General features: G+C 40.5%; 22 protein-coding genes. 4 read left to right on the top strand and 18 right to left on the bottom strand.

Features of this window, described 5'->3' with window-relative positions:
* Positions 1-20: 20 nt before the first annotated feature.
* From ABZP26_RS03995 to pomA, 4 genes are all read right to left on the bottom strand, one after another.
* Entirely contained in the window at positions 21-1,961 is a 1,941-nt protein-coding gene (locus ABZP26_RS03995) for a DNA topoisomerase III (RefSeq protein ID WP_368485387.1), read from the bottom strand.
* A gap of 75 nt (positions 1,962-2,036) precedes the next feature.
* Complete coding sequence (locus tag ABZP26_RS03990) at positions 2,037-2,522, bottom strand: hypothetical protein (RefSeq protein WP_013464238.1); 486 nt, start codon at positions 2,520-2,522, stop codon at positions 2,037-2,039.
* A gap of 147 nt (positions 2,523-2,669) precedes the next feature.
* Positions 2,670-3,590 carry a flagellar motor protein MotB gene (locus ABZP26_RS03985; protein ID WP_028834921.1) on the bottom strand — a complete coding sequence of 307 codons (921 nt, stop codon included), beginning with the start codon at positions 3,588-3,590 and terminating at the stop codon, positions 2,670-2,672.
* Between the two features lie 2 nt (positions 3,591-3,592).
* Positions 3,593-4,360, bottom strand: coding sequence for a flagellar motor protein PomA (pomA, locus tag ABZP26_RS03980; protein ID WP_016900636.1), 768 nt, complete (start codon positions 4,358-4,360; stop codon positions 3,593-3,595).
* A 303-nt stretch (positions 4,361-4,663) separates the two neighbouring features.
* On the opposite strand from pomA, the gene xseB reads away from it, so the two are divergent.
* The 3 genes from xseB (at position 4,664) to dxs (ending at position 7,774) form a co-directional block, all read left to right on the top strand.
* Positions 4,664-4,906 carry an exodeoxyribonuclease VII small subunit gene (gene xseB / locus ABZP26_RS03975; protein ID WP_008110204.1) on the top strand — a complete coding sequence of 81 codons (243 nt, stop codon included), beginning with the start codon at positions 4,664-4,666 and terminating at the stop codon, positions 4,904-4,906.
* Between the two features lie 2 nt (positions 4,907-4,908).
* Positions 4,909-5,796: a (2E,6E)-farnesyl diphosphate synthase gene (gene ispA, locus ABZP26_RS03970; RefSeq protein WP_033102638.1), complete on the top strand. Its 888-nt coding sequence runs from the start codon at positions 4,909-4,911 to the stop codon at positions 5,794-5,796.
* A gap of 115 nt (positions 5,797-5,911) precedes the next feature.
* The gene (dxs, locus tag ABZP26_RS03965; protein ID WP_368485386.1) at positions 5,912-7,774 is read left to right on the top strand and encodes a 1-deoxy-D-xylulose-5-phosphate synthase; all 1,863 of its coding nucleotides are present in this window, start codon (positions 5,912-5,914) and stop codon (positions 7,772-7,774) included.
* Positions 7,775-7,836: 62 nt separating this feature from the next.
* Here the strand turns inward: dxs and ABZP26_RS03960 are convergent, their stop codons facing one another.
* The 14 genes from ABZP26_RS03960 to ABZP26_RS03895 all read right to left on the bottom strand — a co-directional run bounded on the left by ABZP26_RS03960 (position 7,837) and on the right by ABZP26_RS03895 (position 23,770).
* The gene (locus tag ABZP26_RS03960) at positions 7,837-10,923 is read right to left on the bottom strand and encodes a ligand-binding sensor domain-containing diguanylate cyclase (protein WP_024600857.1); all 3,087 of its coding nucleotides are present in this window, start codon (positions 10,921-10,923) and stop codon (positions 7,837-7,839) included.
* 31 nt (positions 10,924-10,954) lie between these two features.
* Entirely contained in the window at positions 10,955-11,440 is a 486-nt protein-coding gene (locus ABZP26_RS03955) for a phosphatidylglycerophosphatase A (protein ID WP_008110211.1), read from the bottom strand.
* The gene (gene thiL / locus ABZP26_RS03950) at positions 11,437-12,411 is read right to left on the bottom strand and encodes a thiamine-phosphate kinase (protein WP_008110214.1); all 975 of its coding nucleotides are present in this window, start codon (positions 12,409-12,411) and stop codon (positions 11,437-11,439) included. Before thiL ends, ABZP26_RS03955 begins: the two co-directional genes overlap by 4 nt.
* Before the next feature lie 84 nt (positions 12,412-12,495).
* The gene (nusB, locus tag ABZP26_RS03945; RefSeq protein ID WP_008110215.1) at positions 12,496-12,909 is read right to left on the bottom strand and encodes a transcription antitermination factor NusB; all 414 of its coding nucleotides are present in this window, start codon (positions 12,907-12,909) and stop codon (positions 12,496-12,498) included.
* A 15-nt stretch (positions 12,910-12,924) separates the two neighbouring features.
* Complete coding sequence (gene ribE, locus ABZP26_RS03940; protein ID WP_008110216.1) at positions 12,925-13,389, bottom strand: 6,7-dimethyl-8-ribityllumazine synthase; 465 nt, start codon at positions 13,387-13,389, stop codon at positions 12,925-12,927.
* Between the two features lie 93 nt (positions 13,390-13,482).
* Positions 13,483-14,595 carry a bifunctional 3,4-dihydroxy-2-butanone-4-phosphate synthase/GTP cyclohydrolase II gene (gene ribBA / locus ABZP26_RS03935; RefSeq protein ID WP_013464232.1) on the bottom strand — a complete coding sequence of 371 codons (1,113 nt, stop codon included), beginning with the start codon at positions 14,593-14,595 and terminating at the stop codon, positions 13,483-13,485.
* Positions 14,596-14,623: 28 nt separating this feature from the next.
* A complete protein-coding gene (locus ABZP26_RS03930) occupies positions 14,624-15,277 on the bottom strand; it encodes a riboflavin synthase (protein ID WP_008110218.1) in 654 nt (217 codons plus the stop codon).
* A gap of 24 nt (positions 15,278-15,301) precedes the next feature.
* Positions 15,302-16,429: a bifunctional diaminohydroxyphosphoribosylaminopyrimidine deaminase/5-amino-6-(5-phosphoribosylamino)uracil reductase RibD gene (gene ribD / locus ABZP26_RS03925; protein WP_290172936.1), complete on the bottom strand. Its 1,128-nt coding sequence runs from the start codon at positions 16,427-16,429 to the stop codon at positions 15,302-15,304.
* A 2-nt stretch (positions 16,430-16,431) separates the two neighbouring features.
* Entirely contained in the window at positions 16,432-16,881 is a 450-nt protein-coding gene (gene nrdR, locus ABZP26_RS03920; protein ID WP_010390928.1) for a transcriptional regulator NrdR, read from the bottom strand.
* Positions 16,882-16,988: 107 nt separating this feature from the next.
* Positions 16,989-18,245, bottom strand: coding sequence for a serine hydroxymethyltransferase (gene glyA, locus ABZP26_RS03915; protein WP_013464229.1), 1,257 nt, complete (start codon positions 18,243-18,245; stop codon positions 16,989-16,991).
* A gap of 268 nt (positions 18,246-18,513) precedes the next feature.
* Positions 18,514-19,797, bottom strand: a complete 1,284-nt coding sequence (thrC, locus tag ABZP26_RS03910) for a threonine synthase (protein WP_058154255.1) — start codon at positions 19,795-19,797, stop codon at positions 18,514-18,516.
* A gap of 11 nt (positions 19,798-19,808) precedes the next feature.
* The gene (gene thrB / locus ABZP26_RS03905) at positions 19,809-20,744 is read right to left on the bottom strand and encodes a homoserine kinase (RefSeq protein ID WP_058154254.1); all 936 of its coding nucleotides are present in this window, start codon (positions 20,742-20,744) and stop codon (positions 19,809-19,811) included.
* Between the two features lie 9 nt (positions 20,745-20,753).
* Complete coding sequence (gene thrA, locus ABZP26_RS03900; RefSeq protein ID WP_058154253.1) at positions 20,754-23,171, bottom strand: bifunctional aspartate kinase/homoserine dehydrogenase I; 2,418 nt, start codon at positions 23,169-23,171, stop codon at positions 20,754-20,756.
* Between the two features lie 230 nt (positions 23,172-23,401).
* Entirely contained in the window at positions 23,402-23,770 is a 369-nt protein-coding gene (locus tag ABZP26_RS03895; protein WP_024601555.1) for a response regulator, read from the bottom strand.
* Positions 23,771-24,146: 376 nt separating this feature from the next.
* Between ABZP26_RS03895 and ABZP26_RS03890 the strand changes: the two genes are divergently transcribed.
* Positions 24,147-25,913 carry an ATP-binding protein gene (locus ABZP26_RS03890; protein WP_013464224.1) on the top strand — a complete coding sequence of 589 codons (1,767 nt, stop codon included), beginning with the start codon at positions 24,147-24,149 and terminating at the stop codon, positions 25,911-25,913.
* Positions 25,914-25,929: the final 16 nt, after the last annotated feature.

Genomic DNA, 25,929 nt, shown 5'->3' with positions numbered 1-25,929 from the left:
GCTATATGTAAGCCCTGCGATTAATTTACCGCAGGGCTTTTTTTATAACTCGACTTTTTATATGGCGCTTTTTTTGTACGTTTGGCAAAGCGCTTTTTAGGTGACGTTTTAGGTAACAGTGCAAATGCCTGACTATTGCAGTTCGCCGCTTGGCTTACAAAATTAGTTAAATCGGCTAATAAAGGTTGTATAAACTGCTGATAACTCATTGCTTGCTGTGCAATATCACCTAAACTCGACTCCCATTTTGCAGTTAAGTCGGGGCTTGATAATCCCTCTGGTAATACACTAATTAATGCAAGACCTGTTTCAGTTGCTTTAATTGCTTTTCCCTCACGTTTTAAAAAGCGACGTTTAAATAACAGCTCAATAATGCCTGCACGCGTTGCTTCTGTACCGAGGCCATCTGTTTCTTTTAATATTTTTTTGATTTGCAGGTCTTTTACATAACGGCTAATTCCCGTCATAGCAGCAAGTAAGGTTGCATCGGTAAAATGAGCCGGAGGAGATGTATGCTTTTGCACCACTTCACCTTTAGTACAAGTAAGTGCCATGCCTTTTTCTAAATAAGGTAATGTAGCTTCTTCTTTAAGTTCCGACTTACCCATGAGCAATTTAAAACCTAAGCTTACATCTTGCTTTGCACTTGCTTTAAATAAACCACCGGCTATGGTTACCTCTACTTTACTTTCGTTGTAAATGTAGTCGGGATAAAACTGAATTAAATAGTGTCGACTTATTAACTGATAAATTTTTGCTTCATCATTGGCTAAACTCACACTTTTTAACTGTTTAGCTGTCGGCACAATGGCGTGATGAGCGGCCACTTTTGCATCATTAAAACATTTACTACGTTGTTTTGCATTTGCCTCATTTACCAGCTCTACTGACTGCCCACCATTTACGGCTATCGCTTTTAAAATAGCAGGTGCATCTTGGTGATGCTCTCTCGGTAAGTAACGGTTATCTGAGCGTGGGTAGGTAATTAATTTATCACGCTCATATAAAACTTGGCAAATATCGAGTACTTTTTGTGCTGGCATCCCAAAAGCTTTAGCAGCATCTATTTGTAAAGCAGATAAGTTATAAGGAAGCGGCGCGGCTTGTTTTTTTTGCTTTTGCTCAAGCGCTGTTACATTTGCGGGCTGATTAGCAATGCGTGAAGTCACATTTTCGGCTAAGGCTTTATTAAGTACTCTGCCCTCTTCATCTTGATATGGTTCGCACGCTTTACTCGGTATCCACTTAGCAGTAAATGATTGCTGCTCAGGTGTAACAAGATGAGCAAGTACTTCATAAAATGGTTTGGATACAAAATTTGCGATTTCATTATCACGATTTACAACTAAACCTAAAATAGGTGTTTGTACTCGCCCAACCGACAACACATTACCAAAGCCCGCTTTTTGCCCAGCTAGCGTATAAGCTCGCGTTAAATTCATACCAAACAACCAATCAGCACGAGACCGCGCTAAAGCAGATACACTTAAAGGGATAAAATCACGGTTAGCCCGCATAGAGTTGAGTGATTTTTTTACCGCAGTTAAGTTTAAATCACTAATCAATAAGCGTTGAATACTTTGCTTTTTGGTTTGACTAATTTTTGTTTGCTCGATTACTTCATCAACCAGTAGCTGACCCTCACGATCAGGATCGCCAGCATGTACGAGTGTTGTTGCCTGCTTAATTAATTTTTTTAAAATGGTAAGCTGCTTACGGGTTTTTGTTTTAGCTTTTAATTGCCAGTGTTCAGGCACAATAGGTAAATGCTCAAATTGCCATTTTTTAAAACGTTCGTCATAGTCATCAGGTTCTGCTTGCTCGAGCAAATGGCCTATGCACCAAGACACACAATCACCATTCGCCACTTCAATATAACCATCGTGTTTTTTATGAGGTTTTGGAAGCGCATCTGCAATAGCGCGTCCTAATGAAGGTTTTTCAGCAATATAAAGTTTCATAACCACACCCTAACACTGTTCATATAAACAGTAGTTTAGCATATCAGTTTAAAACTGGGGATATTTTTATAGTTTCTAACTTAAAGCTTTATTTCGCTTATTAACAAAAAGATATAAAAGAGGCAGGTAGCAGACAACAACAGTGGCAATATTTATTAAAGGCATAAATGTTTGATACATCACAGTGCTATAAGATAAATCCCAAAGGTGTCGGTCAACTAAGCGAAATAATTGAAGAATGGGTGCACCAATAACAATAAGCTGCCCAAGTACACATTGCCACAAATGCACTTTATCTTTAAGACCCCAATAAGCAATAAGTGCCATCCAAGTAATATCTGTTAATGCCCATACAAGGTAACGGTATATATAAATACCATCATCAAACGCCATTAAACTTGAGTAGGTCACAGTGCCAAATAAGAAAAAAGCGGCAGTAATAACAACGAACCTAAGAGCTAAATAATCTTTGAGGATAAAGAATATAAAAATAGCCGGACTCAAAATAAGAACCCAGCTTTTGCTTAATATACTTACAAAATACAAAAACCATTCAGGCAAACTAAATAACCTTACTTAACTTTTGTATCTTCATCAGTTCCATCGCCGTTACCAGGCATACTACAATACTTAGTCAACATATTCGCCCCATTACATTTGTTAAGAATGTTGCATTCTATGCTAAAAAAGGTACATAGCCAAGTCATTCTATCTTACATCAATTGGCGCTGACTCTTTTGCCTTGCCTTGTAAAATTGATATTTCTACACGGCGGTTACGTCTTCGATCTTCGCGGGAATCGTTCGGCACTAAGGGCCTAGTTTCTGCACGCCCTACCACCATCATTCTGGTTTTATCAAAACCTGGAACTTTTTGTAATTCACTCGCTACCGCAACTGCGCGTTTAGATGATAAATCCCAGTTATTAATGTAAAGCTCGTTGGAAACCTGAAAATCATCCGTATGACCAGACACCGTAATTTCACCGGGTACATCTTTAAGTAATCGGCCAATATCTTGAATGATAGGTTTAAATTGTGGTTGTAAAAATGCACTCCCCGATGGAAACGAGCCATTTTCTCTAATACGAATTATGATTTGCTGCCCTAAAGATTCAAGCTCAATAGCCCCATCAATAATTTGCTTTTCAAGCTGTTGCGCAATTTTTTTAACTAAGTCATTTATTTGCTCTTGATCAGCAGCAGACACTGCCGTAGCTGCAGCAACTTCCTCTGAGGTACTACTTGATTCACCACCTCGCTTTTCACCACGTTGCTCTTGACGTCCACCTGCGGAGCTTTCATCTCCCGCCTGAAACTCAAGCATTTGTTGGGTCATTTCAACCGTTTGTTGCTGAATGGTTTCTATAGGAGTTGGCTCAGGTTTACCCGGCGTAAACTCCATAGCAATAACAGATGTCCCTTTTGGAATGTCTTTTACTTCTATTTTATTTTGTACACCAAAAGCAAACTTCATTGAGCCTGCAATTTGTTTAAATTTAAGTACATCCATTTCAGAAAATGCGAGTAAAAGTACGAAAAAGCACATTAATAATGACATTAAATCGGCAAACGTTCCCATCCACGCAGGAAGTCCTGGAGGTGGGCATTTGCACTCTTCATCTGACATAATTATTCCTCAGTATTGACTGCGCGTTTTGATTCAGCTAGATAATTTTTCAAGATCCCTTCAATTACTTTAGGATTTTGCCCGTCTTGAATACCTAATACTGCATCTAAAATTAAGCGCTGATTCATGGCCTCTTCGTCTTTACGCAGTTCAAGTTTTACCTGAATAGGAATGGCTACAACGTTTGCTAAAAATGCACCGTATAATGTGGTTAACAACGCAACCGCCATTGCCGGTCCGATAGCTTTGGGGTCATCCATGTTCGAAAGCATAGCCACTAAGCCTATCAACGTACCGATCATCCCCATTGCAGGTGCAATATCACCTAATGATTTAAATAAGGTTGCCCCCATTTCATGGCGAGTGGTGGTTAACGAAATATCTTTTTGTAATGTTGCACGTACCACATCAGCATCATGTCCATCTACTAGCATATCAACGCCTTTGCGCATAAAAGGATTTGGGATTTCGGCTTCTTCTAAGGCTAAAAACCCGCCTTTTCGAGCAGAGTCAGCTAATTCTACCGCTTTTTCGATTAATGCTTCAGGAGGCTCAATTTTAAACATAAACGCTTTTGCACATACTTTACCAATGCCAAGAAATTGCGACATGGTAAAATTAGATAAAACGATAAAAAGGGAACCACCAAATACAATAACCACAGAAGGGGTATTGTAAAACATAGCGACTTCACCGCTACTACTCATAAACATGGACATGACAATTAAGCCAATTGCGCCAAGGATCCCAATAATGGTTGCTAAATCCACATTCCCTCCAAAGGTTTTATATTTTTTCTTCGCAAGCGTTGTTATTAATTGTTTATCGGCAAGATACTGAAATACTTAAGTGATTTTTATGATAAACGGTAAAATTAAGATTAGTTATATTTTAGATCAACATAGGTAATCAATCTAATTAATCAAAATTAATAATTTTAAAAAATAACGTTGAAACGCAATAAAACCCAATCAACAGCATTTATCTATCAAAAAACAATATCATTCTTTGACCTAGTTTAGCATTCCCCCTAAAATTGGCGTCTAAATTTATTATGTAAGTTGAAAATAAAGATGGCGACTAAAAAACCTGAAAATTTAAGTTTCGAACAAGCACTAGAAGAGTTAACAACAATTGTCAGTGAAATGGAACAAGGTGATTTATCGCTTGAACAGTCTTTAAAGCAATTTGAGCGCGGTATTGCACTTGCGAGCGCATCTTCAGGCAAACTTCAACAAGCTGAGCAAAAGGTGTCGATATTAATGGGTAATGACGAAAAAGCACCGCTTACTCAGTTTGATAACGATATGGAATAATCGTGAGCATAAAAGAACAAATAAAACTCGCTCAAGATGATGTAGCTAATACGCTCAACCTTTATTTTGAACAACCTCTTGAAAGCGACAATACTATAAAAGAAGCCACACATTACAGTGTAATGAATGGTGGTAAAAGACTGCGCCCGTTTTTAGTGTACACCACAGGTAAAATACTCGGTGCTGACAAGCGTGATTTAGATGTACTTGCCGCAGCCATTGAATGTATTCATAGTTATTCATTAGTTCATGACGACTTACCTGCTATGGATGATGATGATTTACGCCGTGGTCGCCCTACATGTCATATTGTATACGGTGAAGCACAAGCGATTTTAGCTGGAGATGCACTGCAAACTTTAGCATTTGAACTTATTGCTAAGCATAAATTTAAATGTTCGACTGAAGCACAATTAAAAATGATCGCAGCACTAGCGCATGCATCGGGGTTACAAGGTATGGTTGCCGGACAAGGCCGCGATATTGCAGCAACCGATAAGGTTATTACTGTTGATGAGTTAGAACGCATTCATAAACTTAAAACCGGTGCGCTAATAAATTGTGCGATTACTCTTGGCGCACTGTGCGCCCCTAATACAAGCCAACAAACTTTAGATAACTTATCAACTTTTGGATACGCTATAGGGCTTGCATTTCAAGTTCATGACGATATTTTAGATGTTGAGGGCGATACGCTTACTTTAGGCAAGCCACAAGGGTCAGATATTGCAGCGAATAAAGCGACATACCCCGCTTTATTAGGTATGCTAGGCGCTAAGCAAAAAGCACAAAATTTAATACAACAAGCCCATGAGGCATTAGCTAACATTGACGCAGACACAACAGATTTAGCTGCATTGGCTAACTATTTAATTGAACGTGACCATTAAATACAGCTAAAACGTATTAACTCTTAGTATAAAATTATTACTGAATATTAAGCCGCCTTTTAAACCTCGTTTGTTTTGAGGAGGGTTAATATTAGCGAAGGATATATAAAAAACCATGACACTTGATAGCAGCAAGTATCCATTACTTGATTTGGTGAACGAACCAGCCCACTTGCGAGACTTAGCACAAGATAAGCTTCCTGCATTTAGCCATGAATTGCGTGACTATTTACTCAATTCGGTATCGCAAAGTAGCGGCCATTTAGCGTCTGGTTTAGGAACCGTAGAACTTACCGTTGCACTACATTATGTATACAACACACCCGAAGACCGCTTGGTCTGGGATGTGGGTCATCAAGCTTATCCGCATAAAATACTGACTGGCCGTCGTGATCAAATGCATACCATTCGCCAAAAAGACGGATTGCATCCTTTCCCTTTTAGAGATGAAAGTGAATACGACACCTTTAGTGTTGGCCATTCAAGTACCTCAATTTCTGCGGCGTTAGGTATGTCTATTGCTGCACAAAAAGAAGGCAAAGGGCGTAAAACAGTCGCGGTAATAGGCGATGGCGCAATTACTGCTGGTATGGCCTTTGAAGCAATGAACCACCTTGGTGATGTTAAATCAGACATGCTGATCATTTTGAACGATAACGAAATGTCGATATCTGAAAATGTCGGTGCGTTAACCAATCATTTTGCGCGTATTTTATCAGGTAGCTTTTATACCAACATCCGCGAAGGCAGTAAAAAGCTGCTCTCTGGTGTACCGCCGGTAAAAGAGCTTGCCAGCCGTATGGAAGAACACATTAAAGGGATGATGATCCCGGGTACTTTTTTTGAAGAATTAGGTCTAAATTACATTGGCCCAATTGATGGACATGATGTGAATATGTTGGTTGATACGCTGCGCAATATGCGTAACTTAAAAGGCCCACAGCTTTTACATATAAAAACCCAGAAAGGCAAAGGTTACAAGCCTGCCGAAGCCGATCCGATTGGTTATCATGGCGTACCAAAATTTGATCCTGCGACATCAAGCTTACCAAAATCTAAGCCAGGTGCGGCGACTTTCTCAAATGTGTTTGGTGATTGGCTTTGTGACATGGCCGAGCAAGACAGTAAGCTCATGGCAATCACGCCAGCTATGCGTGAAGGTTCAGGCATGGTACGTTTTTCTAAAGAGTATCCAGAACAATACTTTGACGTAGCAATAGCAGAACAACACGCTGTTACTCTTGCTGCAGGTTTTGCTTGTGAGGGCTTAAAGCCCGTTGTGGCTATCTATTCTAGCTTTTTACAACGCGCGTACGATCAACTAATTCACGACGTTGCACTGCAAAACCTACCGGTATTATTTGCTATAGACCGCGCCGGTATTGTTGGAGCCGATGGTGAAACCCATCAAGGCGCCTACGACTTAAGCTTTATGCGCTGTATACCTAATATGGTCATTATGGCCCCAAGTGATACTAACGAATGCCGTCATATGCTTTATACAGGCTATCAAGCTAATTGTCCTGTTGCTGTTCGTTACCCGCGTGGTAGTGCAGGCTCAGCAGACATTCAAAGCACTATGCAACAACTTGAAATGGGTAAAGCGAATGTAATTAAAAAAGGTACTAAAGTGGCTATATTGTCATTTGGTACCTTGCTTGAAAACGCACAACTTGCCACTGATGAGCTCAATGCCACTCTAGTAAACATGCGATTTATTAAGCCACTTGATACGGCATTAATTAATGAGCTGATTAATGATCACGATATTATTGTAACCCTTGAAGATAACGCGATTGCGGGCGGTGCAGGCTCTGCAGTTAATGAATATTTAACGAGCATTAAAGCCGATGTAAAAGTGCTTAACTTAGGTATTCCTGATGAATTCATTAAACATGGCACACAACAGCAAATGCACGATGAAATGGGGTTAGGTGAACGCGGTATTTTAACTTCAATTAAATCATTTATGAGCTAACACTTATCGTGTTTAATAAAAAAGGAGCCATTGGCTCCTTTTTTATTGCTCATCTATAACCTCTAGCGCATCCATACCTTAATATCGGCTAGACCATTGCTTTGTAACAAACCAATTTGCTGTTCAACATTGGGGTTTTGCTCAAACTCAAATGCATCTAATTGCTCGTCAAAGGTAATATTAGCGACGCCATCGCCGCCGCGTTTTTTAACTTGATGTAATGCTATGTCAGCTAGATTAATTGATGTTTCCCAGCTAATAACTTGCCCACCTAAGAGAGGTAACGGATAGAACGACCACCCGACTGACGCTGTTATATTGGTTGTTTCACCGTTAGGAAGCTGAAACGAATAATCTGCAATTGCTTGGCATAATTCAGATACATAGCTGTCGATTAAATTACATTTAAAATCGCGCAATAACAGTAAGAACTCATCACCACTCCAACGGGCAACATAATCAGAACCTTGAGTACGCGAGTTAAGTAATGCCGCTACTTGTTGTAAACAGCTATCTCCAGCAATAGGACCATAGGCATCGTTAATGCGGCTAAAGTTATCTAAATTAATAATTAACAACACCAACGATTTACCTTGAGCCTGCAATGACTGCGAGTTACGCTGAAAATGCTCAATATCTTTTGGTAGTTGATCAAACAAAAAACGGCGACTTCTCAGCCCTGTTAGCTCATCAGAGTGACTAACAAGTTTAAGCTGAGAGTTTACTTGGTTTAATTTATCGTTTGCTTGGCGAAGCTCAAGGGTTCGCTCAGTAATAAGCCCCTCAAGAACCTGCTGCTTACGTCGCTCTTGAACTTTAAATACCCAAAACACCAAATAAAAGAGCAACACAAAACCACTGGTGATCAGTAATCTAAAATATATAGTTTCACCAAATCGTTCAGGCACCACAAAAGCGTATTCGGCCGATTGCGCTTTGCCCCAATCTTCACCTTGACGTTTTGTCTCTAATTCAAATAAAAACATACCTGCTGGTAAGTTAGTGTAAATTGCTTCTCGGCGGGTATTTGCATAGCGCCAATCATTATCAAGTCCATTGAGTTTATACCTAAACTCTATACTTGCAGGTGCATAATAATCGATAGCGGTATAGGTAAGCGTTACATCACGCTCGTCAGTTTTAAGTACTGGCTTTTTACCTAACGCAGCCGCAGCAAGTTTTCGTGATGGCGTGGTTAAAGTTTCTATAGTTGGTTTAAGTGAACGCAGCCCAAATAATTCTACGTCTTTAGGAATTTCTACAACGCCCTGCAAGCTGGGATACCAAATTGAATTATCCATATCAACCACCGCATCATGGCCTAAACCATTACAGCATTGACTTGCTTTACCATCGAGCTGTCGATCAAATGAAGAGATCACTTCCTCCACTTTTAGGCTTTCAATGTTGGCTTTGAATTGCTCAACTGGCATGCGATAAACCCCTTTCATGGTGCTTACCCAAATGCGTTTTGTAGTATCATCGTACTCAAGACTAAATATAGAACCATATGGCAGCCCATTGGCGGCATCTAATTGCTGCCACTGCCCTTGTCCACTGCGATAAAACAAACCATCGTTAAGCGAGCCAATTAAAATCCCCACGCCTTTAATGTGTAAAATGCTAGTAACGTACGCACTTTCCAAAGTGGTTTGGTCGCCTATTTTTTCTATCCCGCGTTCAGTAAAGTAATACGCCCCTTTACTGGTACCAATCACCCCAAAATTTGGTTTATCTAAAACATAGGTTACAAACTTACTGCCTAAAAAAGCATTGTACGCAAAAGGGTTTAACCCGTTGTAATTTAAACGATATAAGCCTCGCCCAGTGCCCACCCAAAAGCCGCCTTTAGTCGACGTACTAATAGCAAATACAGGATTATCACTTAGCGCACGGGCAGGGAAACTATATAAGGTATTCGACTCGTAGAAAAACAAACCTCTACCAGTGGCAACATAAAGACGATTGCCGTCAAACTGTAAGTCATGTACTGAGGCATTACCATACTTGGCACTGTTGATGACATTGATAAACGTTTTATCGGCATCGAAATAGCCTACGCCGCTTTTGTTGGCAATCCATAACTTACCATCTGGTGATTTACTAATGGCCATAACCGCTTCGGTCATTTTAGAAATGGCTGAATGGCGCTCTATTCGCCCTTCGTGAGCAAGCCAAAGTCCCTCACTAAAACTCGCTAACCATATATTATTTTCATCATCTCTAAATATATCGGCAAACCAAATACTTTGATCTAATTGACTGGGCTCAACCCATTGCCAATCATCCGACTTCCCTCTGAACAATAAGCGCCCATAAGTCGATACCCACAAGCCACCATTGCCATCACTCATAAACTTATAAACGGCTGAGTTGTTAGCGTTAGGCAGCGGAAATGGGCGTAGCTCATCATCTAAATCTAAAAAGTAAGCGCCTAGCTCAGAAGCAAGATATAAATTGCCATTTAAAAAGGATAAGTCGTGAACAATTGTTTGTGCTAAACGATCAGGCAAGGCCACTTTAGCGGTAAGCTCTAAGCGCAATTTAGAAAAATCAGACGCGCTTTGCGTCAAGCGCAATAAATTACGATCGTTAACCAGCCAAATTCCCTCTGGTGAGAGCGCCATTTTACTGACTGACCCTACTATTTGGGTGATCGCAGTGGCATTTACGATAGGGCTCGGATTGTTTAGCTGGTCGCGCAGCTCTATCTGGCCTCTGTCTATGTAATAAAGCCCATTAGCTGCTATCCAAATACTGCCTTTAGAGTCTTCAAGAATATCTCTAACAGGGCCTTTAATATTAAACTCTTGTGCGGTTAGCTTTTCTGGGTCTATAACAACGAGGCCGTTTTTCGTGCCTATCCATAATAGTCCTTGGCCATCAATCAGTAATTTATTGATGCCATTGCTGGGTAAAAACAGACTATTTTGAGTGTTGTAATTAGTAAAAGTGTTACCATCAAATCGGCTTAATCCAAATTGCGTACCAAGCCACATGTAGCCTTGGTTATCTTGCACCACACTTTTGAGGGATTGTGAGGGAAGTCCGTCTTTAATGTTCCATTGTTTAACTACGTAATCAGTAATTGAAGCCGTACTTGGCATGGCACACATCAAGAGTACACAAACCAATAAAAATCGCATCATAGTGCTGCCACCTAGTTAAACAAATAATAAATTAAAAGGGTAGTAAACCTACTTTTATCAATGCTTGCAAACAAATAAGCGAAAAAATACCTGCAAGTACATCATCGGCCATAATACCAAACCCACCATGAGCACGTTTATCAAGTATACGAATCGGCCCTGGCTTTGCTATATCAAAAAAGCGAAATAGTAAAAAGCCCACTAATAATGTTTGCCAATTCAGTGCTGCACCAATCATCGTTATATAGTAACCAGCGACTTCATCCCAAACAATAGCTGGATGATCATGAACTTGAAGGTCATCAGCTGTTTTTCCACATGCCCAAATACCAAATATACTGATCACCACCGCAAATACAATTTGTAACCATAACGGAAAATGCATGGTAATAAAAATAAATGGTAACGCCGCTAAAGTACCAAATGTACCAGGGGCTTTAGGCGCAAGCCCTGTACCAAAACCCAAACCAAAAAATTGATGTGGGCGTTTTAAATTAAATAATCGGTTTTTATTCAAACCTGCTCCTTGGAAAAGTGCTCAAAGCCTTTGTGCTCAAAAACAAACTTTTCACCTTGGTGTAATAATTCTATATTCCCGTCACCACTTTTGATTTGGCCGATACAGGTTGCTTCTACACCGTATTGGCGCAACTTAATATCGAGCATACTCTTATTACTGTCTGGGACAGTGTAAAGTAGTTCATAGTCATCGCCATAGTTGAGTATAAAAGGAAGCTGTTGCTCAAAATCAAGACTCGCTTGCATCGCATCAGAAGTAGGTACATTTTCAATATTGATTGTTGCACTGACCTGTGACAAATCCAAAATGTGACCTAAATCAGCAAGTAAACCGTCTGAAATATCAATAGCTGATGACGCTAAGCCACGCAAAGCTTGTCCGGCGGCCACGCGTGGCGTTGGAAAGTTTAAACATTTATTAATATGCTTTAAATGTTCAGGTGCAACTGGCAAACCTTGTTTTTTTGACTCAATTGCCAAACCAGCATCACCTAGCGGTCCGGTTACAAAAATCCAGTCGCCCACTTTTGCGCCACTTCGACGCAGTGCTTTACCTTCAGGAACCGTGCCTTTTGCACAAATAGTAATACTGAGTGGGCCTTGAGTCGTATCGCCACCAATAATTTGTACATTAAAGTACTCAGCAATTTCATGCATGCCGTCAGTCAGCTCTGCAATCCATTGTGGATCGATACTTGGCAACGTGAGTGCAACCGATACCCATGTAGGCTCTGCACCCATGGCAGCTAAATCACTTAAATTTACTGCCAGAGCTCGATGCCCTAATGCGCGAGGAGAGATATCATGAAAAAAATGCACCCCAGCAACTAAGGTATCTGTTGTTACAGCAAGCTGACAGTTTGCTGGTACTGTGACAAGCGCACAGTCGTCTCCAATCCCTAAATTAACATCGCGACGAGTGATACCGCGACCTTTAAAGTAGTGATTAATTAATTCAAATTCCTTCATACACAAAAAAGCCGACCTATGCCGGCTCTCCTTTTTAACGGTTATTTATAACAACTCACTGAAATTAATATGCAGCTTAAGTTGTTATGACTTGCGTAACTGTTTTACAGCTTTATCAAGTACACCGTTTACAAATTTATGGCTATCTTCAGCGCCAAACATTTTCGCTAATTCAATGCTTTCATTGATAGCCACTTTGTAAGGAACATCTTCACGAAATTTAAGCTCGTAGCTGCTTAAACGTAAGATTGCACGTTCAACTTCGTCTAATTCATCAAATGGACGAGTTAAATGAGGCGATACAGCTTCGTCTAGTTGCTTATGATTTACGGCAACTCCACGCGCTAAATCTTTAAAATATTCAACATCAATTTTAGTCACATCGTTTTCGATCAACATTTGTTGTTCGATATCGGCAATTGCATTGCCGCTTAATTGCCATGAATACACGGCTTGAAGTGCTAAGATACGTGCTTTACGTCTTGCTGCTGGTTTCACAAAAATTCCTTAAACTTAAATTTTATCTAACACATTAACCATTTCAAGCGCACCTAAAGCAGCTTCGCCGCCTTTGTTACCCATTTTGGTACCTGCGCGCTCAATTGCTTGCTCAATGCTTTCAGTGGTTAATACGCCAAATGCAACCGGGATATCATACTCAAGCGATACTTGTGCAAGCCCTTTATTTGACTCGCCAGCGACGAGATCAAAGTGAGGCGTGCCCCCTCTGATCACTACACCTAAGGCGATAATTGCATCATATTCTTTTTTTGCTGCAACGCGTTTCGCTGCTAAAGGTAATTCAACCGCACCGGGTACGTAAATCACGGTAATATCGTCTTCTGATACTCCACCAGTACGTTTTAGCTCATCAACAGCACCTGCAAGCAAGCTACTACCAATAAAGTCATTAAAACGAGAAATGACAATGGCAAACTTTTTGCCTGGAGCGTATTTATTACCTTCAATAATTTTCATTTGATAACCCTAAAAATAAGTTTAAGCGATTTCGGTTGCGCAAAAATTGATGCGCATTATACCACATAAATAAAATAATAACCTAGCGCGTAATTATTGTGGCTCTACGTAGTCAACCACTTCTAAATGGAACCCTGATAATGCATGGTATTTTTTAGGTAAACTCATCAAACGCATTTTTTGAATACCTAAATCAGCCAGAATTTGCGAACCCACACCTACGGTGCGCGAAGTACCTTGAAATTTACGTGGCGTCACATTTTCACCCGCATCAGCTGCGGCAAATGCTTTTACTGTGGCTTCTAACTCTTCAGTGCTTTCTTGCTTACCTAAAATAACTAAGGCGCCATTATGCTCAGCAATATAAGCCATTGCTTGCGATAAACCCCAACTACGGTCAGCGTTGCGATCAGAGAGTAAAATATCGTTAAAGGTACTTTGTAAATGCACACGCACTAAGGTCGGTTCTTGTTGTTTTATTTCACCTTTAAGCAATGCATAGTGTAACTGCCCATCAATGGTGTCTTTGTATGTCACTAAGTCAAACTCACCATGTTCAGTTGGCAATTTACATTTTGCAACTTGCTCAATTGTGGTTTCGTTTAGGTTGCGGTACTCGATTAAATCAGCAATGGTGCCAATTTTAATATCATGTTGCTTAGCAAATACTTCTAAATCAGGACGACGCGCCATGGTGCCATCTTCATTTAGGATTTCTACAATCACTGATGATGGCTCAAGCCCTGCTAAACGCGCTAAGTCACACCCCGCTTCTGTATGCCCTGCACGTGTTAACACGCCGCCTGGTTGCGCCATAATAGGAAAAATATGACCTGGTTGTACAATATCGCTTGGCACAGCGCCTTTCGCGATGGCAGCTTGAACAGTGCGGGCACGATCCGCTGCAGAAATACCTGTGGTAACCCCTTTTGATGCTTCAATCGACATAGTGAAATTAGTTGAGAATGCGGCACCATTATTTTTTACCATTAATGGTAAATCAAGCTGCGAGCAACGCTCTTGAGTCATCGTTAAACAAATTAGTCCACGGCCATGAGTCGCCATAAAGTTAATGGCTTCTGCACTAATGTGTTCAGCAGCAATAATTAAATCGCCTTCATTTTCTCTGTCTTCATCATCCATTAAAATAACCATTTTACCGGCTTTAATGTCATCAATTATTTCTTGTGCGCTGTTTAAATTCATAAGTTGCTCGTATAAGTTGTCAATGTCGTTATTTTATAAAGCCCGCTTTAGCGAGTAAGCTCATCGAAATATCTGAACCCGTAGGCTGCTCAGCCCCTCTAACTAGGCGCTCTAAATAACGTGCTATTTGGTCGACCTCTAAATTCACTTTGGTACCGACTTGAAAATCAGCTATGGTCGTTTGCCCGCTGGTGTGGGGCACAATCGTCAGTTTAAATTTATTACCTTCAACAGCATTAACCGTCAGGCTAATACCATCAATACAAACCGACCCTTTGTAAGGAATGTATTTCATTAAATTTTCATCGGTGGCTAACCAATATTCTGTTGCTCGCGCATTTGCATTAATTGCTGTGATAGTGGCAATACCATCTACATGGCCAGACACTAAATGACCACCGAGGCGCGAAACAGGTTGCATCGCCTTTTCTAGATTAACGGTTTGCCCTAATGCGTAATGTGCAAACCCTGTTAAGCTAATCGTTTCATTTGATAAGTCAGCACTAAAGCCGTCAATATGCTTATCAACAACCGTCAGGCAGACACCATTAGTTGCAATACTGTCACCTAACTTAACATCACTCATATCAAGGTTTTTACTTTGGATACGAATAGCTAAATCACCTTGTTTTTTTTGTAATAACGCAATTTTACCTGTCGCTTCAACTATTCCAGTAAACATAGTGCTACTCTTTATATAAAATGATTAATGAGCTTTTTTTAGTGCTGTGATACGTAAATCATCACCGATTGGCACACACTCATTAAAAGTTAAATTAATGGTATTTTGCATACTCATTAACTCTGGGAAATTTAGTAAACTTTTAGCATCGCTGCCCATTAATTTAGGAGCAATGTAAAAAACAAACTCATCAATTAAATCAAGTTCTGTCATTTTGCCAGCCAGTGTTGCTCCGGCCTCTAGCCACACATTATTAAACTGCAATTGGGCTAGCGTGTTTAACACGGCCAGTAAATCTACTTTATTATTATTTTCAGGTACTTCAATCTGTTTAACAAAATGAGGCCACTGATGCGATTTATCAACCTTGGTGGTAAATATTATCACCTCACTTTGAATTGAAAATAAGGCAAGATCAGGGGTAAGTCTATTTTGTGAGTCAATAACAACGCGAACCGGTTGGCGCAGTGGTAAATCAGTTGGTAAAGAATACGGTAACTCTTCTGGGCGCACATTTAATTTTGCATCATCCATTAATACCGTATCGGCACCGGTTAAAATTGCACAGTTTTGTGCTCGGTATAGTTGCACATCTTGGCGCGCAGCGGGGCCTGTTATCCATTTACTTTGGCCGTTTTTAAGCGCCGTTTTACCATCAATACTGGCGGCCATTTTGCAAGTCACAAAGGGTAACCCCTGCTCCATGCGCTTAAAAAACCCAAGGTTTAATGCGCGAGCTTGCGCTTCAAGTAATCCGTGAGCAACTTCTATACCAGCATCCGCTAAAATTTTCAGACCTTTGCCTGCAACTTGCGGGTTGCTGTCAACCATTGCGGCAATCACTTTTTTAACACCGGCTACTTTTAGCCCTTCAGCACAAGGCGGTGTTCGACCATAATGACTGCAAGGCTCTAGGGTTACATAAGCGGTTGCGCCTTTGGCATTTTCGCCAGCCATAGCCAGTGCGTTTACCTCTGCATGACCTTGGCCCGCTAACTGATGAAACCCTTCACCTATTACTTTATTGTTTTTTACGAGTACGCAGCCAACATTAGGATTAGGGGTTGTCGTAAAGCGCCCTTTTTTTGCCAGTTCAATAGCGCGAGCCATGTAGCGTTTATCATCCTCTGAAAACGAACTTTGCTTGGTCATTACTATTCCCCTAAGCGGGCTATTTCTTCACCAAATTCGCGTATATCTTCAAACGAGCGATATACAGAGGCAAATCTTACATAGGCCACTTTATCTAACTTTTTAAGCGCTTCCATAATGCACTCACCCACCAAATGGCTAGACACTTCGCGTTCGCCAGTGGCTCGCAGCTGCGACTTAATAATATTAACCACTTCGTCAACTTGCTCAGTGCTTACGGGGCGTTTTTCGAGGGCGCGAGTTAAGCCATTTAGTAACTTATCTTCATTAAACGGTTCGCGGCTGCCATCTTGCTTGATGACCCGTGGCATCACTAATTCAGCCCCTTCAAAGGTGGTAAATCGTTCGTGGCACTCATTACATTCACGACGTCTACGTACTTGGTGTCCCCCGCCGACAAGGCGAGAATCAATAACTTTAGTATCTTTGGCGGTGCAAAATGGGCAATGCATAACTGTGTGTTTCCGTTTTAAAAACAAAAAATGGCCGCTATTATAGCGGCCATTATCATAACAAAAATGTGTGCAGTTGTGATCTAAATTACTATTTTACTCTTGGATTAAGCGTAAACAGGTAATTTTGCACAAATTGCTTTCACTTTTTCTTTTACTTGCGCTTGTACTGACTCATCTTCGATGTTGTCTAGTACGTCACAGATCCAGCCCGCTAACTCTTTTGACTCTGCTTCTTTAAAGCCACGACGAGTGATTGCTGGTGAACCAATACGCAAACCAGAAGTAACAAATGGTGAACGTGGATCGTTCGGTACTGAGTTTTTGTTAACCGTGATATTCGCATTACCTAGGGCAGCATCTGCATCTTTACCTGTGATATCTTTATCGATTAAATCAAGTAAGAATAAGTGGTTGTCAGTTTTACCCGATACTACTTTGTAGCCGCGCTCTTGTAATACGGCAACCATTGCTTGTGCATTTTTAACAACTTGTGCTTGGTATGTTTTAAACTCAGGTTGAAGTGCTTCTTTAAATGCGACCGCTTTAGCAGCAATAACATGACATAAAGGACCACCTTGGCCACCTGGGAAAACAGCGCTGTTTAGCTTTTTGTAAATTTCTTCATCGCCACACGCAGAAATGATTAAACCACCGCGAGGACCCGCTAATGTTTTGTGTGTTGTGGTTGTTACAACGTGAGCAAATGGCACCGGGCTTGGGTAAACACCCGCAGCAATTAAACCTGCAACGTGCGCCATATCAACAAATAAGTATGCACCTACTTTGTCTGCAATTTCACGGAACTTAGCCCAGTCAACAATACCTGAATAAGCAGAGAAACCCGCAATAATCATTTTTGGTTTGTGCTCAAGTGCTAACGCTTCAACTTGTGCGTAATCAATTTCGCCAGTTTCTTCGTTAAGGCCATACTGAATTGCGTTGTATGTTTTACCAGAGAAGTTAACGTGTGAGCCGTGCGTTAAATGACCACCGTGCGCTAGGCTCATGCCTAATACAGTATCAAGTGGGCTTAAAAGAGCTTGGAAAACAGCAGCATTCGCTTGTGAACCGGCATGAGGCTGTACGTTTGCGTAATCTGTACCAAATAATTCATTTGCGCGGTCAATAGCAAGTTGCTCAACCACGTCTACGTGCTCACAGCCACCGTAGTAACGTTTGCCCGGGTAACCTTCAGCGTATTTGTTAGTCAGCTGAGAACCCTGCGCTTCAAGTACGCGTGGGCTACAGTAGTTTTCAGATGCAATTAACTCAATATGCTCTTCCTGACGTGATGTTTCTTTGCTCATCGCGTCAAATAACTCTGGATCAAAGTCCGAAATATTCATGCTACGTTCTAACATTGGGGTCTCCTGGGCAACGTGTATGGGTATTTTTTAGAGGCTTTATTGTACGCTTAAAACGACGTTTTGCCTACGCTCTTAAGTTGAGGATATTTAAACAGGGATTGAAACTATTTCACAGCATTTTGATGATGATATTTTTTTATAAACTAATAACAATTTTAAATGAATTTTATTTACTACATTTATATAGCTTATGCGCTATGTCTAAAGCGATGCATAAACAAACAAAAAAAGCGGCCTAAGCCGCTTTTATTATCGGCCTTTTTTAGGCAAGCTTTTTAAACAATTCTGTACGCAAAACAGCATAATCGTTGTGCATATCAGTGGCTAAACACGGTTTTGCTAATGCATCAGCTAACGGCTTTGGCATATCTAATTCAACATTAAGGATATCCTCAACGCTGTCTTTAAATTTGGCCGGATGCGCAGTCGCTAAAAAAACCCCCACAGCATCTGCCGCCTTATTTTCTACAAGACCTTGGTAAGCAATTGCGGTGTGAGGCTCTGCAATATAGCCAAGCTGTTGAATTTTTTTCATCACTGTTTGTGTTTGCTGTTCATCAACACTCACCGAATAAAAGTTATCATAACTAAACCAGTTATTATCTAACATTGATTGCACACGTGGCCAGTTATTAGGTTTACTCACATCCATTGCATTTGAAAGCGATTCAATTGTCGCATTAGGCGTCCAATTTTTATCAAGCATAAAGCGCGGTACTGTGTCGTTTTGGTTTGTAGTCGCGCTTAGTTTACCTACAGGCATACCAATAACCGCGCCAATCATAGCCGCACACACATTACCAAAGTTACCACTCGGTACTGAAATATGCGCTGTAGCACGCTTTTCTTTTGGCAGCTGTGCAATGGCTTCAAAGTAATAACATACCTGCGCGACTAAACGGCTAATGTTAATTGAATTTGCTGAGTTTAAACCTAACTTCGATTTTAGCTCTTCATCTAAAAATGATTTTTTAACCAACTCTTGGCAATCATCAAAACTACCCTCAATCGCATAACAGTGAATGTTGTCACCAAGCGTTGTAAATAACTTTTGCTGCGCTAATGAAATTTTACCTTTAGGGTATAAAATAACGACATCAATATTTGGTTTGTTATAAAAAGCATGCGCTACGGCAGCCCCGGTATCACCCGATGTTGCAGTTAAAATAGTGACTTTTTCACCTTGATTAAATTGCGCCAAGCACTCGGCCATAAAACGGCCACCAAAATCTTTAAATGCCAGTGTTGGGCCGTGAAATAACTCTAAGCAATAGGTATTATCTTCAACTTCCACCAGCTTAACCGGAAAGTTAAACGCATTCTTAACCATCTGGGCAACAGTATCACTTGGTAGCTCGTCACCAATAAGGTGCGATAAAATTTTGCCGCTGCGAGTAACAAAGTCCATATCTAGTAATGCATCAACATCACTTAATGGCGCTAACGACTCTGGAAAAAACACACCTTGATTACGCCCTAGTCCTGTTTTTACAGCTTCAACAAACGACACTTTTTGTGAATATTCTTTTAAATTATGTAATTGCATGACTCTTTATCCTATAAAACATTTAATTGACGCGTGCCGTCGTTATCTAATTTACAAATATGGCAAAAGCCTTGCTCGTTGATGTAATTTTCCTCTAGCCACTGCGCGCATTGCTCTGCCGCTTCAAGTGTTTTACATACACTAAACAAGGTCGGCCCTGCGCCTGAAATACTCACAACTTCAGCACCCAGTGCTGGTAAGCTTGCTTTGGCATCACTAAAGCCGCTTATAAGTGGCGCACGGTATGGCTCTGCTATTTCGTCTTTCATAATGCTTAATGCATCATCAAAACGCCCTGTTAACAGTAAGCTACTAAACGCCGATAAACGCTGAGCAAATTCAACCCCCGCATGCATGCTGAGCTCTTTTGGTAAAACAGAGCGTGCCTTTGCAGTATTGAGCGAAAAACCCGGAAATGCGGCAACGTAATACCAGCTTTCATCAATAGGTAAAGCAATAGATTTATCAGGAATTAAATCACCGGTTAACTGTAAGCCACCTAAATAACACGGTGTGATGTTATCGTAATGGCGCCCCCCACTTACAACGGCTTCAAAATCTGCCATAAGCTCAATGAGCTCTACTTGGCTTAAATTAGTTTTGGCAAATTTATCCAGTGCTGCAAATGTCGCCACCACAGAGCAAGCACTTGAGCCTAATCCCGAACCAATCGGCAAATTTTTCCTAAGTTCGAGCTTTACCGCAGGCATATCAGGCGCAACATGCGCTCTAAAGTGCACTAAACACTGATACGCTAAATTTTCTTGCGCATCACTAGGTAGCTTATGTGCATAGTCGCCTGTACAAATAAATTCATCACTCGATGCGGCACTAACAACCGCCACATCACCCAATAAACCGCCATCAATGGGCGCAAGTGCGGCGCCCAGCGCATCAAAGCCAACGGCAAAATTACCAATAGACGCCGGAGCATATACTTCAATCATGACTGACTCCTAGCGAGATAATGTTTTTAATATGTCTGCAAATACACCCGCAGCCGTTACTGCAGAGCCAGCCCCATAACCACGAATTACAAACGGACGCGGTTGGTAGTATTGGCTTAAAATAGCCAGCGCATTTTCACCATCACGAATAACATTCAATGCATGTGATGAATCTACCGCTTCGATTCCGACCTTACAGTGACCATTTTTAATTGTGCCTACATAGCGAAGTACTTTACCTTCACTTGCTGCACTTTGAACACGGTCGTTAAAACCAGCATCTAAGCTAGGTAATTTCGCCATAAACTGCTCAACATTGTCACCTTGGGCAAAACCTGGCGGTAAAACCGACTCCACTTCAATATCGCTAAGCTCTAATTTCATACCGGCTTCGCGTGCAATGATCAGTAATTTACGTGCTACGTCAGTTCCCGATAAGTCATCGCGCGGATCGGGCTCTGTAAACCCGCTTTCTTTGGCTTTAATTGTTGCTTCAGAAAGTGATAAACCATCTTCTAGTGCACCAAACATGTATGAAAGCGAACCTGATAAAATACCACTAAACTCAAGTAACTCATCACCTGCACCAAACAACGATTGCAAATTATCGATTACAGGTAAACCTGCACCTACGTTAGTTTCGTATAAAAACTTACGATTATTTTTATGTGTTGCTGCAATTAAATCTTGGTAATACGTATATGAGCTCGTGGTGGCTTTTTTATTGGCAGCCACGACATGAAAACCTGCATTTAAAAAATCTACATATTGTGCAGCCAAGGCATCTGATGAAGTACAGTCAACTAGCACTGGATTAACTAAATGATTTTGCTTAACAAACTGCTCGACCAATTTTAAATCAAACGCTTGCTCTGACTGCGCCAGTTTTTGCTGCCAATCATCAAACGCAATCCCCTCACCATCAAGGTGTAATTGACGAGAGTTGGCAACACCATATAGGTTTAATTTAATATTACGCTTTTCAAGCCATGCTTGTTGACGCTCAAGTTGGTTAATTAGCTCTTGGCCGACTAAGCCACAGCCCAATAAAAACACATCAATTGAAGGCACATGAGTAAAGAAGTTTTCATGGCAAATTTTAACCGCGTCATTACATAATTCACCGTCAATAACGGCTGAAATAGCACTTTCTGTTGAATCTTGCGCTATGGCAACAATGTTTACTTGCGCTTGTGCAAGCGATGCAAAAAACTTAGCCGCTAAACCCTTGTGGGCACGCATGTTATCACCGACTAACGTTACTATTGCTAAATTACGTTGCACATTTACCGGCTCAATGAGCCCCGCTTTTGACTCTAAATCAAAGGCTACTTGCAACGCACTTAACGCTAGATTTAAATCGCTTTCATGTACACAAAAGCTAATGCTAAATTCACATGATGACTGGGTAATGAGTACAATTGACACGTTATCATGCGCCAATGCATTAAATACTTTCGATGCCATGCCCACTTTACCTTTCATGCCTGGGCCTGAAACGGTCAGCATAGCTAAATTTTGTAGGCTTGAGAGTGCTTTTACTGGTTCATCAGATACCGTATCGTTACTAATTAGTGAGCCTTGCGCATCTGGGTTATGAGTGTTTTTAATTTCGCATGGCACCCCTGCTTTTGCACACGGTAGGATAGTTTTAGGGTGCAATACTTTAGCGCCAAAATAAGAAAGTTCCATCGCTTCTTTATAAGACAGGAAATCAACCTTAGTGGCTTTTTTGATATAACGCGGATCGGCGCTGTATACACCATCAACGTCAGTCCAAATTTGACACACTTGCGCCTCTAAACACGCCGCAGCAATCGCCGCCGAGTAGTCAGACCCATTACGACCAAGCGTTGTGAGCTCCCCTTCATCATTACTTGCGGTAAAGCCCGGCATAATATAAACCGTCGCAGGGGATTCTTTTAACACGGCTTGAAAACGTGCTTTACTGGCCACTAAATCCGCTTCTGCGTCTATGTATCCGCCGGTTGAAACAATACAATCTGTTGCTTGTAAATAATGCGCGTTATGATCGGCTAATAGACTTTGCATTAGCGATACGCTAACACGCTCACCAAAGCTAATAATGAATGCTCTGACCTTATCAGGGCAGCACTTTATCAGTGCAATACCATCAAGCTTATTTTTAAGTTCGTTAAAGTCAGGCCAGTTTTGAACTGCTCCTTGCTTTTCCTCTACCGCTGCTTTGAGCATGTTGCATCGGCTAGTCAGTGAATGCCATTGTTCGCTAAAGTCATGCCCCTGCTCTGCAGTACTAGCTAAATTAACTAACGAGTCAGTCATGCCTCCTGGGGCTGACAGTACCAGCAACATTTCATCTTTTAATTGTGCCTTAGCGAGTGCAGCAACTTGCTCTAAACAGGCAAAATCAGCGAGCGATGAGCCGCCAAATTTTAATACGCGCATTTTTTATGTTTCCTCATTCCATAAAACGAAAAAAGGCCTGTGTTCTAAGTGAACACAGGCCTTTAAATTTGTTGCACCGACCTATGCCACTATCCAGTAAGAATGGTGGTTGTAATAATAATGGTCGTTACAAGACTAAATGTTTTCATAAGCTTAAGACTGCCTTAACAAAGGCTATTCTGTCAACCCTAAATTAGCAGATAAAACAGTCTTTTTCATCATGAAATTTATTAATAAATGCCAAACTTATGCAAAACTGTACTCAGTTGCGTTTTATTAATTGGCTTATGAATAAAATCGATTGCGCCTAGTTGCGCGACACGTGCTTGCATTTTTTGTTGGATATCAGCAGAGATCACTAATACATAAGACTCTATTTTAGAAATTTTGATTTGCTCAAGTACTTCAATACCATCAACTTCAGGCATGGTTAAATCAAGACACAGGAGATCGAAATGCCTTTGACGCAATTGCTCCAATGCCTCTTTACCGTTAGTTGCTTGCTGAATATCGGCATCAATACATTCTTTTAAACAGCGCATTACCTGTTTGCGAGCAACGGTGGAATCATCACAGACTAAAATAGAAAAACGCATCATAATGACTCATTAATTAAACTCATACAAAACACCTAAACCCACTGTAAAATTAGTTGGTTGCCCAATCCGCAACAGTCAAAATTATAACCAAATTAGCAACGAGCAGATTATTTATTGTAACTTTTATAAACGTTATCAATAAAATGCTTAATTGCACAATACAAATTAGTAAATTAACTATTTCCAAGTAAAAAACAGCCTATCCAAACAAACGGTACTCAAATAGAAACCCAATGCATATAGAACAGAATGATTGCTTATTTAACAACGCTAAATAGCAATATTATAAAATATATGTTTATTTTTAATCATTTATTAACTAATGTTTATAAGCGTACATTAACAGTTGAATAATTTAAGGAAATATAAGCCTCCCATGCCGCAAAAAAGTCTTTCAACAAAGTTACTCACTCGGGTTTTATCAGTTTATTTTATACTGACCTTTGTGGTGACCTGCGGGCAAATTTTCGCAGAGTACGTCAATACTAAAGATTACATACGCGATGAACTTGGCACATTACAAAAGACCTTTGGTAGAAGTTTAACCCGAGCAATTTGGGAGCTAAATATAAAGCAAACCACCACAACCGCCGAAGGATTACTCGATATACCTATGGTTGAGGGGGTTATTATTCGTGACGATAATGGCGCTATTATTTCTCAATTAGGCCGCGCGCTAAATATTCACAATCTTTACAGCCAGCAACTTGTGCAAGAAGATGTCATGGTAGAGGACACCAAAGCCGGTTTATTTGGCTATACATTCCCACTTATTTTTGAGTTTTCAGGACGAGCAACGCAAGTAGGCGATGTTACTTTATTTTCTAGTCGCGATGTAATTTTTAGTCGCATTATGCTCTCTATCTACTTTTTGATTGGTAATGCCATGATTAAAACAACCTTTTTAATCATCTTATTTTTAATTGCATTTAGAAAGTTACTCACCGAGCCCCTTACTCAATTAACCGAGCAAATTGAATACCTTGAGTTAGAAGAGCTTGATGGTCAACAGGTTAAAATAGTCACCGATGAAAATAACGAGCTTAAAGTAATGGAACGCTCTTTTAACAATCTGATTTCGAAGGTTGTTGAGTATAAAAAAGAGTTAAAACAAACTCAGCATGACCTAATTGAAAGCAATCAAAAACTGGACCAACAAAACTTACAACTTGAACAGGATGTTGCGCGTAAAACATCAAATTTAAGCCAAGCAATGATCGATCTGCAGCAACAAAAATATGAACTAGAGCGACAAAAAGCAGTATTAACAGAAGAAGTCGATTTACGAAAGCAAACCGAACAAGAACTGTTAAGCAAGCAAACTCAGCTGCAAAGCTCGCTCGATGAATTAAGCTTTGCGCAAGAGCAACTGGTTGGCTCAGAAAAAATGGCGGTATTAGGCGGCTTAGTGGCGGGGATCACTCATGAAATTAATACCCCTATTGGTATTGGCGTTACTGCCACCTCTTTTTTACAAGAGCGATTAACCGAAATAGAAACTGCGTATAAAAATAAATCATTATCGTCTGCGGCTTTAGAAGGCTTTATTAATGATGCAGCGCAAAGTGCTCAACTACTCTCTCACAACTTAGAACGTGCCTCAGATTTAATAACCAGCTTTAAACAAATTGCGGTAGATCAGGCCAGTGAAGCTCTAAGAACAATTAATTTTAAAGACTACATCAACGAAGTTATACGCTCTTTGCACCCACAAATTAAAAAAACATCTCACAGCATTCGTCTACATTGCCCAGATGATTTAATTATTAACTTACCTGCGGGAGTCATTAGTCAAATATTTACGAACCTAATTATGAACTCATTAGTGCATGGTTTTGAAAATATAAACAGCGGCCAAATCACCATAGATGTAAATACTGATGAAAACGACCTCATCATTAATTATCAAGATAACGGTTTAGGTTTAAAACCGGCTCAACTAAAGCGTTTATTTGACCCATTTTTTACCACCAAGCGTGATGAGGGTGGCAGCGGCTTAGGTGCCCATATTATTTTTAATTTAGTAAAACAAACGCTCAATGGTAAAATTGAAGTAAGTAGTGAGCCTGGGCAAGGGTTACACTACCGTATTTCGTTCCCTAAAAACATGTCATCTCCCCTGCCACTTTTTAAACTCGATTAAGCTAAATCAGCCGTTT

The organism is Pseudoalteromonas sp. SD03 (genome assembly GCF_040937955.1).
In the GTDB taxonomy this organism is placed as follows: Bacteria; Pseudomonadota; Gammaproteobacteria; order Enterobacterales; family Alteromonadaceae; genus Pseudoalteromonas; species Pseudoalteromonas tetraodonis.
The sequence above is the reverse complement of the archived record's forward strand: the minus strand, read 5'-3'. Positions and strand labels throughout refer to the sequence as shown.